Source organism: Variovorax sp. GW823-FHT04B03, from assembly GCF_058796495.1.
The window spans coordinates 1,534,620-1,548,519 of sequence record NZ_JBXAIT010000001.1 but is presented as its reverse complement, the minus strand read 5'-3'; the positions used below and the strand labels follow the sequence as shown (position 1 = coordinate 1,548,519).

12 protein-coding genes are annotated in these 13,900 nt (G+C 69.3%); 9 read left to right on the top strand and 3 right to left on the bottom strand.

Features of this window, described 5'->3' with window-relative positions; genetic code table 11:
* Positions 1–7: 7 nt before the first annotated feature.
* Positions 8–2,080, bottom strand: coding sequence for a carbon starvation CstA family protein (locus tag AC1RAD_RS07130; protein ID WP_307637248.1), 2,073 nt, complete (start codon positions 2,078–2,080; stop codon positions 8–10).
* 230 nt (positions 2,081–2,310) lie between these two features.
* Between AC1RAD_RS07130 and AC1RAD_RS07125 the strand changes: the two genes are divergently transcribed.
* The 9 genes from AC1RAD_RS07125 to AC1RAD_RS07085 all read left to right on the top strand — a co-directional run bounded on the left by AC1RAD_RS07125 (position 2,311) and on the right by AC1RAD_RS07085 (position 12,410).
* Complete coding sequence (locus AC1RAD_RS07125; RefSeq protein WP_095744136.1) at positions 2,311–2,715, top strand: type IV pilin protein; 405 nt, start codon at positions 2,311–2,313, stop codon at positions 2,713–2,715.
* Entirely contained in the window at positions 2,709–3,263 is a 555-nt protein-coding gene (locus tag AC1RAD_RS07120) for a prepilin-type N-terminal cleavage/methylation domain-containing protein (RefSeq protein WP_159274437.1), read from the top strand. The genes AC1RAD_RS07125 and AC1RAD_RS07120 overlap by 7 nt, the downstream gene beginning before the upstream one ends.
* A complete protein-coding gene (locus AC1RAD_RS07115; RefSeq protein ID WP_492734291.1) occupies positions 3,260–4,390 on the top strand; it encodes a PilW family protein in 1,131 nt (376 codons plus the stop codon). Before AC1RAD_RS07120 ends, AC1RAD_RS07115 begins: the two co-directional genes overlap by 4 nt.
* The gene (locus tag AC1RAD_RS07110) at positions 4,387–5,004 is read left to right on the top strand and encodes a pilus assembly PilX family protein (protein ID WP_492734290.1); all 618 of its coding nucleotides are present in this window, start codon (positions 4,387–4,389) and stop codon (positions 5,002–5,004) included. Before AC1RAD_RS07115 ends, AC1RAD_RS07110 begins: the two co-directional genes overlap by 4 nt.
* A 26-nt stretch (positions 5,005–5,030) precedes the next feature.
* Positions 5,031–8,132 carry a pilus assembly protein gene (locus AC1RAD_RS07105; RefSeq protein ID WP_492734289.1) on the top strand — a complete coding sequence of 1,034 codons (3,102 nt, stop codon included), beginning with the start codon at positions 5,031–5,033 and terminating at the stop codon, positions 8,130–8,132.
* A gap of 4 nt (positions 8,133–8,136) precedes the next feature.
* A complete protein-coding gene (locus AC1RAD_RS07100; protein ID WP_492734288.1) occupies positions 8,137–8,673 on the top strand; it encodes a GspH/FimT family pseudopilin in 537 nt (178 codons plus the stop codon).
* Positions 8,674–8,792: 119 nt separating this feature from the next.
* Positions 8,793–9,641 (top strand): DUF6502 family protein, encoded by an 849-nt coding sequence (locus AC1RAD_RS07095; protein ID WP_492734560.1) that lies wholly within the window; start codon positions 8,793–8,795, stop codon positions 9,639–9,641.
* Complete coding sequence (locus tag AC1RAD_RS07090; RefSeq protein WP_492734287.1) at positions 9,638–11,011, top strand: DUF5666 domain-containing protein; 1,374 nt, start codon at positions 9,638–9,640, stop codon at positions 11,009–11,011. Before AC1RAD_RS07095 ends, AC1RAD_RS07090 begins: the two co-directional genes overlap by 4 nt.
* A 106-nt stretch (positions 11,012–11,117) precedes the next feature.
* Entirely contained in the window at positions 11,118–12,410 is a 1,293-nt protein-coding gene (locus AC1RAD_RS07085; protein WP_492734286.1) for an FAD-dependent oxidoreductase, read from the top strand.
* Between the two features lie 22 nt (positions 12,411–12,432).
* On the opposite strand, the gene AC1RAD_RS07080 is transcribed toward AC1RAD_RS07085, so the two are convergent.
* Positions 12,433–12,990, bottom strand: a complete 558-nt coding sequence (locus AC1RAD_RS07080; protein WP_492734285.1) for a C40 family peptidase — start codon at positions 12,988–12,990, stop codon at positions 12,433–12,435.
* Positions 12,991–13,096: 106 nt separating this feature from the next.
* Positions 13,097–13,744 (bottom strand): DUF938 domain-containing protein, encoded by a 648-nt coding sequence (locus AC1RAD_RS07075; protein ID WP_492734284.1) that lies wholly within the window; start codon positions 13,742–13,744, stop codon positions 13,097–13,099.
* Positions 13,745–13,900: the final 156 nt, after the last annotated feature.

Genomic DNA, 13,900 nt, shown 5'->3' with positions numbered 1-13,900 from the left:
CGCTCGGTCAGTGGGCGGCGGACGAGGCCGCGCCCATCGCCTCGAACGGCGTCTCCTGCGTGGTCGGCCGGTGGGCAGCACGGGCCGCCAGGCAGGCCTTGATGCTGTAGACCAGCACGCTCAGCACCACGAAGATGAACAGCGCGCACAGCGCCGCGTCGAGCCGGTCGTTGAAGACGATGCGCGACATGGCTTCGGGCGTCTTGGCCGGCGCGATCAGCACGCCGTTGGCCAGGCCGTCGGCGTACTTGGCCGCGTGCGACAGGAAGCCGATCTTCGGATCGCTCGAGAAGATCTTCTGCCAGCCCGCCGTCAGCGTGCAGGCCAGCAGCCACACGGCCGGCGCCGCCGCCACCCAGGCGTAGCGCTCGCGCTTCATGCGGAACAGCACGACCACGCCCAGCATCAGCGCCACCGCGGCCAGCATCTGGTTGGAGATGCCGAACAGCGGCCACAGCGTGTTGATGCCGCCCAGCGGATCGACCACGCCCTGGTACAGGAAGTAGCCCCAGGCCGCCACGCACAGCGCGGTGGCGATCAGGTTGGCCGGCAGCGAGTCGGTGCGCTTGAGCGCGGGCACGAAGCTGCCCAGCAGGTCCTGCAGCATGAAGCGGCCGGCGCGGGTGCCGGCGTCCACCGCCGTGAGGATGAAAAGCGCCTCGAACAGGATCGCGAAGTGGTACCAGAAGGCCATCATGGCCTGCCCGCCGATCACCTGGTGAAGGATGTGGGCCATGCCCACGGCCAGCGTCGGCGCGCCGCCGGTGCGCCCGAGGATGGTGGTCTCGCCCACGTCCTTGGCCGTCTGCAGCAGCATCTCGGGCGTGACCACGAAGCCCCAGCCGGAGATCGTTGCGGCGGCCTGTTGCACCGTGGTGCCGACCAGCGCGCCCGGGCTGTTCATCGCGAAGTAGATGCCCGGCTCGATGCACGAGGCCGCCACCAGCGCCATCACGGCGACGAAGGATTCGGCCAGCATGCCGCCGTAGCCGATGAAGCGCGCGTGGCGTTCGTTGTCGAGCATCTTGGGCGTGGTGCCCGAAGAAATGAGCGCGTGGAAGCCCGAGACGGCGCCGCAGGCGATGGTGATGAACAGGAACGGGAACAGGCTGCCCGACCACACCGGGCCGTTGCCCTGCGCGAACTGCGTGATGGCGGGCATCTGCAGCGTGGGCATCACGACCACGATGCCGATGGCCAGCGCGATGATCGTGCCGATCTTCAGGAAGGTCGACAGGTAGTCGCGCGGCGCCAGCAGCAGCCACACCGGCAGGCTGGCGGCGACGAAGCCGTAGCCCACGAGCATCCAGGTGAGCGCCTTGCCGTCGAAGGTGAAGGCCGGGCCCCACACCGGGTGCTGGCTGACCCACTGGCCGCCGAAGATGGCCGCCATGAGCAGCACGAAGCCGATCACCGACACCTCGCCGATGCGGCCCGGGCGGATGTAGCGCAGGTACACGCCCATGAACAGCGCCACCGGAATCGTCGCGGCGACCGTGAAGCTGCCCCAGGGCGATTCGGCCAGCGCCTTCACCACGATGAGGGCCAGCACCGCCAGGATGATGATCATGATCATGAAGGTGCCGAACAGCGCGATCATGCCGGGCACAACGCCCATCTCCTGCTTGACCAGGTCGCCCAGCGAGCGGCCGTCGCGGCGCGTGGAGATGAACAGGATGATGAAGTCCTGCACCGCCCCCGCGAACACCACGCCCGCCAGCACCCACAGCAAACCGGGCAGGTAGCCCATCTGCGCGGCGAGCACCGGGCCCACCAGCGGGCCGGCGCCCGCAATGGCCGCGAAGTGGTGGCCGAACAGCACGTTCTTGTCGGTCGGCACGTAGTCCAGGCCGTCGTTGTGGCGGTGCGCGGGCGTCTTGCGGTTGGCGTCCAGTCCCAGCACCTTGTCGGCGATGAACAGGCTGTAGTAGCGGTAGGCGATCAGGTAGGTGCAGAGCGCGGCGGTCACGACCCACAGGGCGTTGATGCTCTCTCCCCGGCTCAGGGCGACGGTGCCCAGCGCGAAAGCGCCGAGCACGGCCACGGCCAGCCACACCAGATGGCGGCGAATGTTGGGCATGCGGATGTCTCCTCGATATGAACCGGGCGAGTGTTCCCCGCCCGCCGCCGGGCCGCATCCGTCGGACTGCGCGGGCCGGGCGGGTGGAATTGCCTAATGGATAACCCCTATCCACGCCCGGATCGCCGCCGCCGGACGGCCGCCGGAAGCGCCGCAAATCCGTTGCGCTCACATTAGATGTGATAAATTCACATTCACTAACAATGTGAAACATCTCTGACGAGTCCACGATGACCCAGCATTCGCAGGCACGCGCCCCCCGCGGCTTCACATTGATCGAGGTCATGATCACGGTGGCCATCGTGGCCATCCTGGCGTCGATCGCCCTGCCCAGCTACCAGCAGTACATCGTGCGATCGAAGCGCTCGGCGGCCCAGGCGCAGATGATGGACATCGCCAACCGGCAGCAGCAGTTCCTCATTGCCAACCGCGGCTACGCCGACAAGACGGCACTGACTGCCAGCGGCTACAGCCTGCCCGCCGAAGTCAGCAGCAACTACAGCTACGACGTCGCGCTGCAGGAATCCGGCCCGCCCACCTTCACGATCACCTTCACCGCGATCGGCAGCCAGCAAAGCGACGGCAACCTCGGGCTCACCAGCGAAGGCGTGAAGACGCCGTCCAACAAATGGTGAGCCCCGCCTTGCAGCGCCAGCGCGGCGCCACGCTGATCGAAGTGCTGGTCACCCTGCTCGTGCTGGCCTTCGGCCTGTTCGGCCTCGTGGGCCTGCAGGCCCGGCTGCAGGCCTCCGAGATGGAGTCGTACCAGCGCTCGCAGGCGCTGATCCTGCTCAACGACATGGCCAACCGCATCGCCATCAACCGCCGCGTGGCGGCCAGCTACGCCACCAGCGCACCGCTGGGTGGCACCGATGCCTGCCCCACCGGCACCGGCACGCGCCAGCAGATCGACGCCAGGGAGTGGTGCAACGCGCTGCAGGGCGCGGCCGAGTTCTCGGGCAACGACAAGTTGGGCACCGTCATCGGCGGGCGCGGCTGCGTGGAAGACATGGGCAACAACGAGTACCTCGTGACGGTCGCCTGGCAGGGCCTGGGCCCGATCTCGGCGCCGCCGGCCGGCGTGGCCTGCGGCAAGGACCTCTACGACACCGGCACCAAGTGCATCAACGACCTGTGCCGCCGCACCGTGACCACGCTCGTGCGCATCGGATCGCTCTCATGAACCTGCGCCCCACCGCACGCCGCGCCCAGCGCGGGCTGACGTTGATCGAGTTGATGGTGGCCATCACCATCATGCTCATCGTGATGGCCGCGCTGCTCACGCTGTTCCTCAACGTGAGCGGCTCCCAGCGGGAGATGGAACGCGTCAACCGCCAGATCGAAACCGGGCGCCTGAGCATCTTCGTGCTCGAGAACGAGATCTCGCACGCGGGCTTCTGGGAAAACTACATGCCCGAGTTCGACGACCTCACGGTCAGCGCCGCGCCCACGCACGTGCCCACCGGCAACGTGCCCGACCCGTGCCTGGCCTACTCGGCGGCGAACTGGACCGAGGACTACAAGCGCCAGCTGCTCGACCTGCCCGTGCAGGTCTACAGCAGCGTGCCGGCCACCTGCACCGACCTGCTGACGCACCACAAGACCGGCACCGACATCCTCGTGGTGCGCCATGCCGAAACCTGCCTGCCCGGCACGCCCCATTGCGACGCCGACGTGGCCGGCGCGATGTACTTCCAGTCGTCGCTGTGCGGTACGCAAAAGCCCTCGTCGTTCGACCTCTCGACCGGCGCCTTCGACCAGATGTTCCTCAAGGACTGCACCAGCGCCTCGCCCAAGCGCAAGCTGGTGGCCGACATCTACTACGTGCGCGACTACGCCGAGGCCGAAAACGACGGAATTCCCACGCTGGCACGCTCGCGCTTCGACCTGGTGGGCGGCACGCTCGCGCAGCAGCCGCCCACAGCGCTGATCGAAGGCGTCGAGGGCTTTCGCGTCGAGCTCGGCCTGGACACGCTGAGCAAGACCGGCGCCGCCGTCAACTATGCCCAGGCCATCGCCTGGGCCGACCCGGCGAACAAGTCCACCCCGTCCAACCGCGGCGACGGCAGCCCCGACGGCGCCTTCGTGCACTGCGGCGCGACCTGCACCGCCGACCAGCTGGTCAACGCGGTGGCCGTGAAGCTGTATGTGCTCGCGCGCGCCACCACCATCTCGCCGGGCCACACCGACACGCGCAGGTACCAGATGGGCGCTGCGACGCTCGCGCCGTTCAACGACCACTACAAGCGGCACGCGTTCGCGACCACCGTGCGCCTGACCAACGTCACCGGCCGGAGGGAAACGCCATGAAGCCACGCGTGCGCGCCGGCCGCTCCACCCAGACCCAGCGCGGCGCCGCGCTGATCATCGGGATGATCATGTTGCTGCTGATCACGCTCGTGGTCACCGCCGCCTTCAACCTCAGCGGCGCCAACCTCAAGGCCGTGGGCAACCTGCAGACCCGCAACGAAGCCGTGGCCGCCGCCAACCGCGCGATCGAGGAGGTCGCGGCCAGCCTGCTGGTGCCCGGCAGCGACGGCACCCCGTCGCTCGCGCCGCCGCAGGGCACCGTGAGCATGGTCGACATCAACAACGACGGCTTGAACGACTACACGGTCACCGTCGCCCCGCCCGTGTGCGTGCGCGCCACCAAGGCCGTCGACAGCGGCGGCGGCGGCAGCACGGGCCCGGGCGGCATCACGGGCGGCGCGTCCAGCAGCGGCTCGGGGCTCGCGGCCCTGCCCGACCAGTACAACACCGTGTGGGACATCAGCACCACCGTGACCGACACCACCCCCGGCGCCACCGGCACCACCACCTCCGTGCGCCAGGGCGTGCGGGCGCTGCTCAACAAGGCGCAGTTCGAAGCGCTGTGCGCGCCGCCGCCGGTCGCGCCAGCCGAACCCGCGCCAGCCGCCTCTTGAACCACGACGATGAACGGGTCCCCGCCATGACAAGGAAACTACTCACCACGCTGTGGGCCGCCGTGCTGCTCGCGTTGCCGATGCAAGCGGCGCAGGCGGAGGACATCGATCTCTTCGTGGAATACAACCAGGCGGCCGGGCAGATGCCCAACGTGCTGTTCGTGCTGGACAACACGGCCAACTGGAACCAGCCTTTCGAAGCCGAACTCGACGCGCTCAAGACGGCCTTCAGGAGCCTTGACCCCAACCAGTTCAAGATCGGCCTGATGATGTTCACGGAGACCGGTGGCGGCAACTCCAACTCGGACGGCGGCTACGTGCGCGCCGCCGTGCGCACGCTGGACGGCGACACCAAGATCACGTACACCAGCATGCTCGCCAGCCTGGACAAGACCGCCGACAAGTCCAACGGCGGCAAGGCCGGCAAGACGATGGCGGAGGTCTACCGCTACCTGTCCGGCGGCGCGCCGATCGCCGGGAACAACAAGCTCAAGACCGACTATCTGGGCAATACACGCGGGACCGCCGCGTCCAACCAGATCTATGCGCTGGCGGGCAACGCGCTCAGTTCGTTCAACGGCGCCCGCTACATCCCGCCGAGCACCGAGAACTGCACCGGCACCTTCATCATCTACATCAGCAACGGCGCGGCGCAAGACAACACCAACGACATCCAGATCTCGACCGAGGCCCTGCGCCAGGCCGGCGGCGACACGACCCCCATCGTGCTGGGCGTCAGCGGCTCGCAAGACAACCCCGCCGACGAATGGGCACGCTTCCTGAGGGACAGCATGCGCGTGAAGGTCTACACCATCGAGGCCGTCCGCGCGACCGGCGGCCAAGGCCCTGGCTGGACGGCGTTGCTCCGGAGCATGGCCGACAGGTCCGACGGTGAGTACTTCGACCTGTCCGGCAGCACCAATCTCAACACCGCGCTCATCGATGCGCTCGCCAAGATCTTCAGCAAGATCCAGGCGGTCAACAGCGTCTTTTCCTCGGTGAGCCTGCCCGTGAGCGTGAACACGCAGGGCACCTACCTGAACCAGGTGTTCGTCGGCATGTTCCGCCCCGATCGCAGCGCGCGCCCGCGCTGGTACGGCAACCTCAAGCAATACAAACTGGGACTGGACAGCGGCGGCCAACTTCTCCTGCAGGATGCCGTCGACGGCAACGCGATCAACAACAACACCGGTTTCGTGGACCCCTGCGCCCAGAGCTTCTGGACACCCGCGAAGGGGAGCGGGGGCAGTTACTGGGATTTCCTCCTGCCCGCGGACCGTCCCTCGGGCGGCTGCCTGGGTCAGAACAAGCTGTCCGACAGCCCCGACGGCGATGTGGTGGAAAAAGGTGCGCAGGGCTACATGCTGCGCAGCCTGACCGTGGCCAGCCGCAACATGAAAACCTGCGCCGCAACCGGCTGCAGCACACTCACGAACTTCTCCACCGGCAACAGCGCCATCAACAAGGGCGACCTGGGCGTCGCCGTGGATGCCGACCGCGACAAGCTGATCGACTGGGTACGCGGCCTCGACAACAAGGGCGATGACAGGGCCCGGGCCGATGGCACGCTGGTCACCACCGGCGGCATGCGTCCCTCCGTGCATGGCGACGTGGTTCATTCACGGCCGGTCGCCATCGACTACGGAACCGCCACGGCGCCCCAGGTGGTGGTGTTCTACGGCGGCAACGACGGCGCGCTGCGAGCCATCAACGGCAACCGCAGCAGAGCCATCGGCACGGCTGCCGCGGGCGCCGAGCTGTGGTCTTTTGTTCCGCCCGAGTTCTATGGCAGCTTGAAGCGGCTGTACGACAACAACGTCCGCATCGATTTCCCCGGCATGCCCGTGCCCACCGGCACCACTGTGGCCCCCAAGGCCTACGGCATGGACGGCGCGGTATCCGCCTACCGCCAGGGCAACACGGCCTGGCTGTTTGCCAGCATGCGCCGCGGTGGCCGGCAGATGTACGCTTTCAACGTGTCCGACCCGGCTGCGCCCTCCCTGAAATGGCGCCGCGGCTGCCCCAACCAGTCCAATGACACCGACTGCGACAGCGACTTCGAAGGCATCGGCCAGACCTGGTCGGCACCGAAGGTGCTGAAGGCCAGCGGCTACGCGTCGGGCAACTCGCCGCTGCTGATTTTCGGCGGCGGCTACGACAAGTGTGAGGACGCCGACACCAACAGCGCCACCCAGGCCTGCGGCAGCGGCGTGAAGGGCAACCGGATCTATGTGCTCGACGCCGATACCGGCGCGCAACGCAAGGTGTTCACCACGGAACGCCCGGTGGTCGGCGAAGTGACGGTGGTCACCGACGCGCTCGGCGTCGCCAAGATCGCCTACGCCGCCGACCTGGGCGGCAACGTCTACCGCATCAAGATCGGCACCGCAGCACCGTCCGCCTGGGAATTAAAGAAGATCGCCTCGCTCGGCTGCGACACCGTGACCACCTGCACGCCCAACCGCAAGTTCATGTTCGGCCCCGACGTGCTGGAGGACACCGGCTCCTACGTCGTGCTGCTGGGTTCGGGCGACCGCGAGAAGCCGCTGCGCCGCTACACCTCGGCCCTCAGCGTGGCCAATCGCTTCTACATGCTGGTGGACAAGCCCACCGACGACAACTGGCTGAGCAGCGAGGCCGTCCTCACCCGCTGCGGCACCGGCACCAGCAACGAGCTGCTGTGCCATGCCTCGCTGCAGGCCATCACCACGACCGACGACCCGACGTCCGCGGACCTTGCGACCAAGAAGGGTTGGTACCTCGCCCTCGCTGCCGGCGAGCAGGTCGTGACCGGCTCGGTGACCGCCTACGGCGTCACCACCTTCAACACCCACACGCCCACCGTCCCCAACACGCTGACGTGCAAGGCCGACCTCGGCACCGCACGGGTCTACAACGTCTCGTACGTCAACGCCGCGGCCCAGAGCACCCTCGGACGCTTCCAGAACGTGGTGGGTGGCGGGCTCGCGCCCACACCAGTCGTGGGTCGGGTCGAGCTCGACAACGGCAGCATTCGCGACGTGGTGATCGGCGCCAGTCCCAATTCCTTCCTCAGCCCCAAGGGCACCGCGCCCAAGGCCGCGTTCAAGCAGCCCAAGGGCCGGGTCTACTGGTTCATCCAGAAGTAAAACCGTGCACCCGCGCATGCGCCACGACCACCCCAGGCAGGCCCGCACCCGGCCGCGCGGCTTCACGCTCATCGAGCTGATGGTCACGCTGGCCGTGCTGGTGGTGCTGATCGCCATTGCCGTGCCCTCGTTCGACGGCATCCGGCTGTCCACCCGCCTGAGCAGCTACAGCACCGCGCTGGTCGCCGGCAGCCAGCTGGCGCGCAGCGAGGCCATCAAGCGCAACGCGCCCGTCACCCTGTGCGCCTCGGCCAACGGCACCAGCTGCAGCACCAACGGGCAGTGGGAAGCCGGCTGGATCGTGCGCAGCGACACGCAGGTGCTGCGCGTCGAACCCGCGGCCGCCAGCGGCTACCGGCTGCGCGAGGCCGATGGCGCCAGCGCCATCGTGTTCCAGGCCACCGGCCTGGGCGCCGGCCGGAGCAGCATCACCATCTGCCGCGCCACCCCGAGCGCCGACCAGTCGCGCGCCGTGAGCATCAGCGCCACGGGGCGCACCACCGTCACCCGGTCCAGCGGCGGCACCTGCGCCGCGACCTGACCCGGGCCGGCCGAGGGGGTCCGCCGGACGAACGACAATAGGGCCCTGTGGCAAGCCCGGGCGCCGGTCCCGCCTCTCTTGCCTTGACGACCATCACCAGGAACAACGCTCCCGCATTCATGGAACACCGGCTGGACTGGGCCCTTGCCGCCTGCGCTCGCATCCTCAGGCCCGTGGTCCGGCTGGCGCTGGGCATGGGCGTCAAGCACCCGCACCTCGAAGCCCTGCTGCGCGACCTGCTCATCGAGGAAGCCCAGCGCACCTGGCGCGCCCAGGGCGTGACCAAGCCCAACCTCAGCCAGATTTCGGTCACCACCGGGCTGAACCGCAAGGTCGTCACCGCCAAGGTCCGCGCCACCGTCGACCCCCTGCCCCACACCGAGCTGTCAGCGGCTGCCAAGACTTTTACGTTGTGGTTACAGATGACCACCGACGACGACACCCTGCGCCGCCTGCCCGTCGTCACCGAGGGTGACGGGCCCTCGTTCGAGCGCGTGGCCCGCCTGGCCAGCCGGGGCAACGTGCACCACCGCACCATCCTCGACGAGCTGGTGCGCCTGCAGATGGTGGCCGAGAGCGACGGCACCGCCGAACTCACGGCCGACGGCTTCGTGCCGGTGGAAGACCTGCAGTCGATGCTCGCCTTCCTGGGCGACAACGGCCGCGACCACCTGCTGGCCGCCGTCTCCAACACCCTGGGCGAACAGCCCCGCATGCTCGAGCGCGCCGTGTACGCGCGCGGGCTCACGCTGGCCGACTGCACGGCCATCGAACGCCTCGTGCGCGAACGCTGGGCCGGCCTGCACCACGAGCTGGCCCGCGAGATGACCGAAGCCGTCGACCGCGTGCCCCCTGAGGCCAAGGCCACCGCGAAGGCGCGCATCCGCGTCGGCATCTACACGTATTACGAAGACGAAGAAGGCGCGCCCACCCCCGGCGCGCCCCAGCACAACGAGTCCCCCCGATGAACACGCCTCCCCTTTCCTTGCGACTCGTGCGCGGCCTGCTGATGGCCAGCGCCATGGCCCTGCTTCTGTCCTGCGGGGGAGGCGGCGGTGGCGGTGGAGGTGGCGGCACGCCGGGCTTCGGCACCGCCGGCACCACGGCCACCGGTAACGGCGGTGGGGGCGGCGACGGCGGCTCGGGTGACGCCGGCTCCGGCAGCGGCACGGGCAATGGCAGCACCGGAAGCACCGGTGGCGGCGGCGACAGCACCGCCGGCAACACCAACGGCGACGGCTCGGGCGTGGGCTCCGGCGGCACGGGCGTGACCGCCGACGCCGCCGGCATCGGCGCGGCCGACGGCCTGGGCAGCGTGATCCTCAACGGCCTGCGCTACAACACCGACAGCGCCACCTTCAGCCTCGAGGACACCACCGAGCTGCAGATCGGCATGAGCGCGCGCATCGCCGGCAAGGTCGACGCCGACTTCAACAACGGCATCGCCGCCACGGTCGTCTCGGCCGCCGAGCTGCGCGGCGCCGTGTCGGCCATCGACCTGAAGGACGGCAGCTTCACCGTCATGGGCGCCCGCGTGACAACCGACAACGCCACCGTCTGGGGCGACGCCAAGGGCGCCGCCGACCTCGTGGACACCGCCGTGGTGCAGGTGTGGGGCCTGCCCGCCGCCCCGGGCATCCTGCGCGCCACGCGCGTGCTGGTGGCGCCCGCCACCACCGCCCCGCTGGTGACCGGCACCGTGCAGAACCTCGACCGCGGCGGCCAGCAGTTCACGCTCGGCCTGCTGACCATCGACTTCGGCGGCGCCGCCTTCGGCCCCGGCATCGATGCCGCGAGCCTGGCCAACGGCACCATCGTCCGCGTGCGCGGCACGGCGGCGCCGGCCGCCGGCCGCTTCACCGCCACCCAGGTGCAGGGCTGGTACGCCATTCCCTCGGCCGACGGCATCGCGCTGCAGCTGGCCGGCGTGATCACCGACTTCGCCGCGCTGGGCGACTTCCGCGTGCTGGGCAACAAGATCGACGCGCGCAACGCCCAGATCACCGGCGGGCCCAGCGGCTCCATCGGCAACGGCGTGAAGGTGGAGGTCGACGGTTTCCTCTCGGGCCAGGTGCTCGTGGTCAAGAAACTGCGCATCCGCCACGTGCCCGGCACCGGCGGGCCGGTGTCGTTCACCGTGATCGGCGCCATCGGCGGCTACGTGTCGGCCGCCGACTTCACCGTGCGCGGCCAGCGCGTGGATGCCAGCGGCTCCGGTACCATCTTCGAAAACGGCACCGCCACCGACCTGGGCAACGGCAAGCGCGTGACCGTCGTCGGCGACCGCGTGGTCGACGGCGTGCTCATCGCCCAACGCGTGAGCTTCATGCAGCCCTGAGGTCCGGGCCCCGGCGGTCCGGCCGCGCAGTGCGTGCACCGAGGGTGCACGCACTGCGCACCCCACAGGCCACGCCACCCATGGCGCGACCGGATCGATCGGAGCCATGGACACCCACACCACCTCTGCGCCCGCTCCCACCACGTCGCCCCGCTGCTGCATCGCCGGCGGCGGCCCGGCCGGCATGGTGCTGGGCCTGCTGCTTGCGCGCGCGGGCGTGCCCGTTGTCGTGCTCGAGAAACACCTCGACTTCCTGCGCGACTTCCGGGGCGACACCGTGCACCCTTCCACCCTCGAAGTGCTGCACGAACTCGGCCTGCTCGACGCCTTCCTGCAGCGCCCGCACAACCGCATCGAGGAGCTGCGCGGCACCTATGAGGGCCGCGGCGTGACCATTGCCGACTTCAGGCGGCTGCCCACGCACGCCCGCTTCCTCGTGCTCATGCCGCAGTGGGAGTTCCTGGACTTCATGTGCGACGAGGCGCGGCGCTACCCCGGCTTCGAGCTGTGGACCGACGCCGAGGCCGTCGGCCTGCTGCAGGACAAGGGCCGCGTCAATGGCGTGAAAGTGCGCGTCGGCGCCCGCAGCCCCGACAGCGGCGGCCCGAGAGACATCGAGCTGCACGCCTCCCTCATCGTGGCCGCCGACGGCCGCCACTCCACCTTGCGCGACGCCGCGGCGCTGCCGCACATCAGCTACGGCGCGCCCATCGACGTGCTGTGGATGCGCCTTCCCAAGCGCCCCGGCGACCCCGAAGCCACCGGCGGCCACATCGCGGCAGGCCACCTCCTGGTGACGCTCAACCGCGGCGACTACTGGCAATGCGCCTTCGTCATCCGCAAGGGCGGCAGCGCCGAACTGCAGTCGCGCGGCATTGCCGCCTTCCACGCCGAGATCGCGCGCATCGCGCCCTTCTTTGCCACCCGCCTGCCCGAGGCCCTGCCCGACTGGGAGGCCGTGAAGCTGCTCGAAGTGACCGTCGACCGGCTCGAATCGTGGTCGTGCCCTGGCCTGCTGTGCATCGGCGACGCCGCACACGCCATGTCGCCCGTGGGCGGTGTCGGCATCAACCTCGCCGTGCAGGACGCCGTGGCCGCCGCCAACCTGCTCGCTGCGTCGCTGGTCGGCAACGCCACCGACAAGGAAATCGACAACCTGCTGCCCCAGCTGCAGCGCCGCCGCGAATGGCCCGTGCGCGTCACGCAGGCCGCGCAGCGCCTCGTGCAGGACCGCGTGCTGATGCCCGTGCTCAGCCGCAGGGCGGCGGCGTCGACCGCGCCCCGCCCCATGCCCTGGGCCCTGCGCCTGCTGGGGCGCTGGCCGTGGCTGCGCACCCTGCCGGCGCGCGCCGTGGGCATCGGCGTACGGCCCGAGCACGTGCAGTCGCCGCGCGCGTAACGCGCGAGCCGGATTCGTCGGATCAGCCGGGCCGGCGCGCCTGCGTCGGCTGGCGCGACCAGTACACGCCATCGAGCCGGTCGAGCCGCACCTCGCCGCCCGTGGACGGCGCATGCACGAAGCGCCCATCGCCCACATAGATGCCCGCATGCGTGGGCGACGCCGAGCCGAACAGCACCAGGTCGCCCGAGCGAAGCTCCGACATCGGCACCGGTCGACCGAAGCCCGCCATGCGCGACACCGTGCGCGGCGGCACCTGCCCCACGCTGTGGCGGTACACGTAGCCGATGAGCCCGCTGCAATCGAACCCGCCCTCGGGCGAGTTGCCGCCATAGCGGTACGGCGTGCCGACCAGCCCCAGCGCATGGATCGTGATGCTGTTCGACTGCTCCGACGTCAACGGCGGGATGTTGCTGCTGGGCACCGAACCACCGGGCGCGCGCGCGGGCGGCGGGCTCGCGCAGCCGATGGCCAGGAGGCAGGCGGTGACGGCGGGGATCAGTCGGAACAGGAGCCGCTGCTGCAGCAGCGACAGCGATGCGGGGGAATGAGGAGGCGTCGGCAATGGTGTGTCGAGCATGGGCGCAGGCCGGTCTTGTGGACGTGGCCCGACTCTAGCGCGAGTGGGCCGGATCGCAATGCAGAGGCCCTTGGCGGGCGACAACGCCCTCGCCCTTCCTCGCCAATCAGCTGAAGCCGAAGACCAGCAGCAGGTTGTTCGCCGGCATCGCGTGCCGCTCGCGCAATGCGAGGCCGACACGGCGCGCTTCTGCCACCACGTCGTCGAGCCGGCGAATGCCCCACGCGGGATTGCGCGCGCGCAGGTCTTCGTCGAACGCCAGATTGCTCGGCGCCGTGGGGCCGTGCTGTGCTTCGTCTTCGAAGTAAGGCCCGTAGGTGATCAGCAGGCCGGTGCCGGCACGCAGATCCCGCGCGGCACCGGCCATCAACGCGGCGCAGGTGGGCCAGGGTGCGATGTGCAGCATGTTGGCGCAGTAGATGGCGTCGAACTTCTCTTCTTCTTTGCCTTCTTGAGCGAACGCAGGGCCTTGCAAGGGCCACTGCGGCGCCATCACGTCGAGGAGCAGCGGCGGGCGCAGATTGGGCAGCGCGGCTTGCTCGACGCGACTGGCGATCGCGGGGAGCGAGCGGGCGTCTGCGTCGGTGGGCTGCCAGGTCCATGAGGGCAAGGCAGCGGCGAACCAGGCGGCGTGTTGGCCTGTGCCGGAGGCGATTTCCAAGGCGGTGCCGCGCTCATCGAGGATGCGGGTCAAGGCATCGAGGATGGGTTGTTTGTTGCGGTCGGCGGCGGGGCTGAAAGGGAGGTCGGGCATCACGAGAAGCTTCGGGCAGGTACAACTTACAGGGTATCAAAGCAAGATCGCTCAGATCCGTTTCGTAGTTCCGCAATGTCGGCAATGCAGCGGTTGCCGACATCCCTCGGCCTCGCGCGAATGGGTACTATCGGCCAGAACCGGCCATTCACCTGG

Coding starts and splice junctions, on each gene's coding strand:
- AC1RAD_RS07130 (WP_307637248.1), bottom strand. CDS start 2,080: ATGCCCAACATTCGCCGCCATCTGGTGTGGCTGGCCGTGGCCGTGCTC.
- AC1RAD_RS07125 (WP_095744136.1), top strand. CDS start 2,311: ATGACCCAGCATTCGCAGGCACGCGCCCCCCGCGGCTTCACATTGATC.
- AC1RAD_RS07120 (WP_159274437.1), top strand. CDS start 2,709: ATGGTGAGCCCCGCCTTGCAGCGCCAGCGCGGCGCCACGCTGATCGAA.
- AC1RAD_RS07115 (WP_492734291.1), top strand. CDS start 3,260: ATGAACCTGCGCCCCACCGCACGCCGCGCCCAGCGCGGGCTGACGTTG.
- AC1RAD_RS07110 (WP_492734290.1), top strand. CDS start 4,387: ATGAAGCCACGCGTGCGCGCCGGCCGCTCCACCCAGACCCAGCGCGGC.
- AC1RAD_RS07105 (WP_492734289.1), top strand. CDS start 5,031: ATGACAAGGAAACTACTCACCACGCTGTGGGCCGCCGTGCTGCTCGCG.
- AC1RAD_RS07095 (WP_492734560.1), top strand. CDS start 8,793: ATGGAACACCGGCTGGACTGGGCCCTTGCCGCCTGCGCTCGCATCCTC.
- AC1RAD_RS07090 (WP_492734287.1), top strand. CDS start 9,638: ATGAACACGCCTCCCCTTTCCTTGCGACTCGTGCGCGGCCTGCTGATG.
- AC1RAD_RS07085 (WP_492734286.1), top strand. CDS start 11,118: ATGGACACCCACACCACCTCTGCGCCCGCTCCCACCACGTCGCCCCGC.
- AC1RAD_RS07080 (WP_492734285.1), bottom strand. CDS start 12,990: ATGCTCGACACACCATTGCCGACGCCTCCTCATTCCCCCGCATCGCTG.
- AC1RAD_RS07075 (WP_492734284.1), bottom strand. CDS start 13,744: ATGCCCGACCTCCCTTTCAGCCCCGCCGCCGACCGCAACAAACAACCC.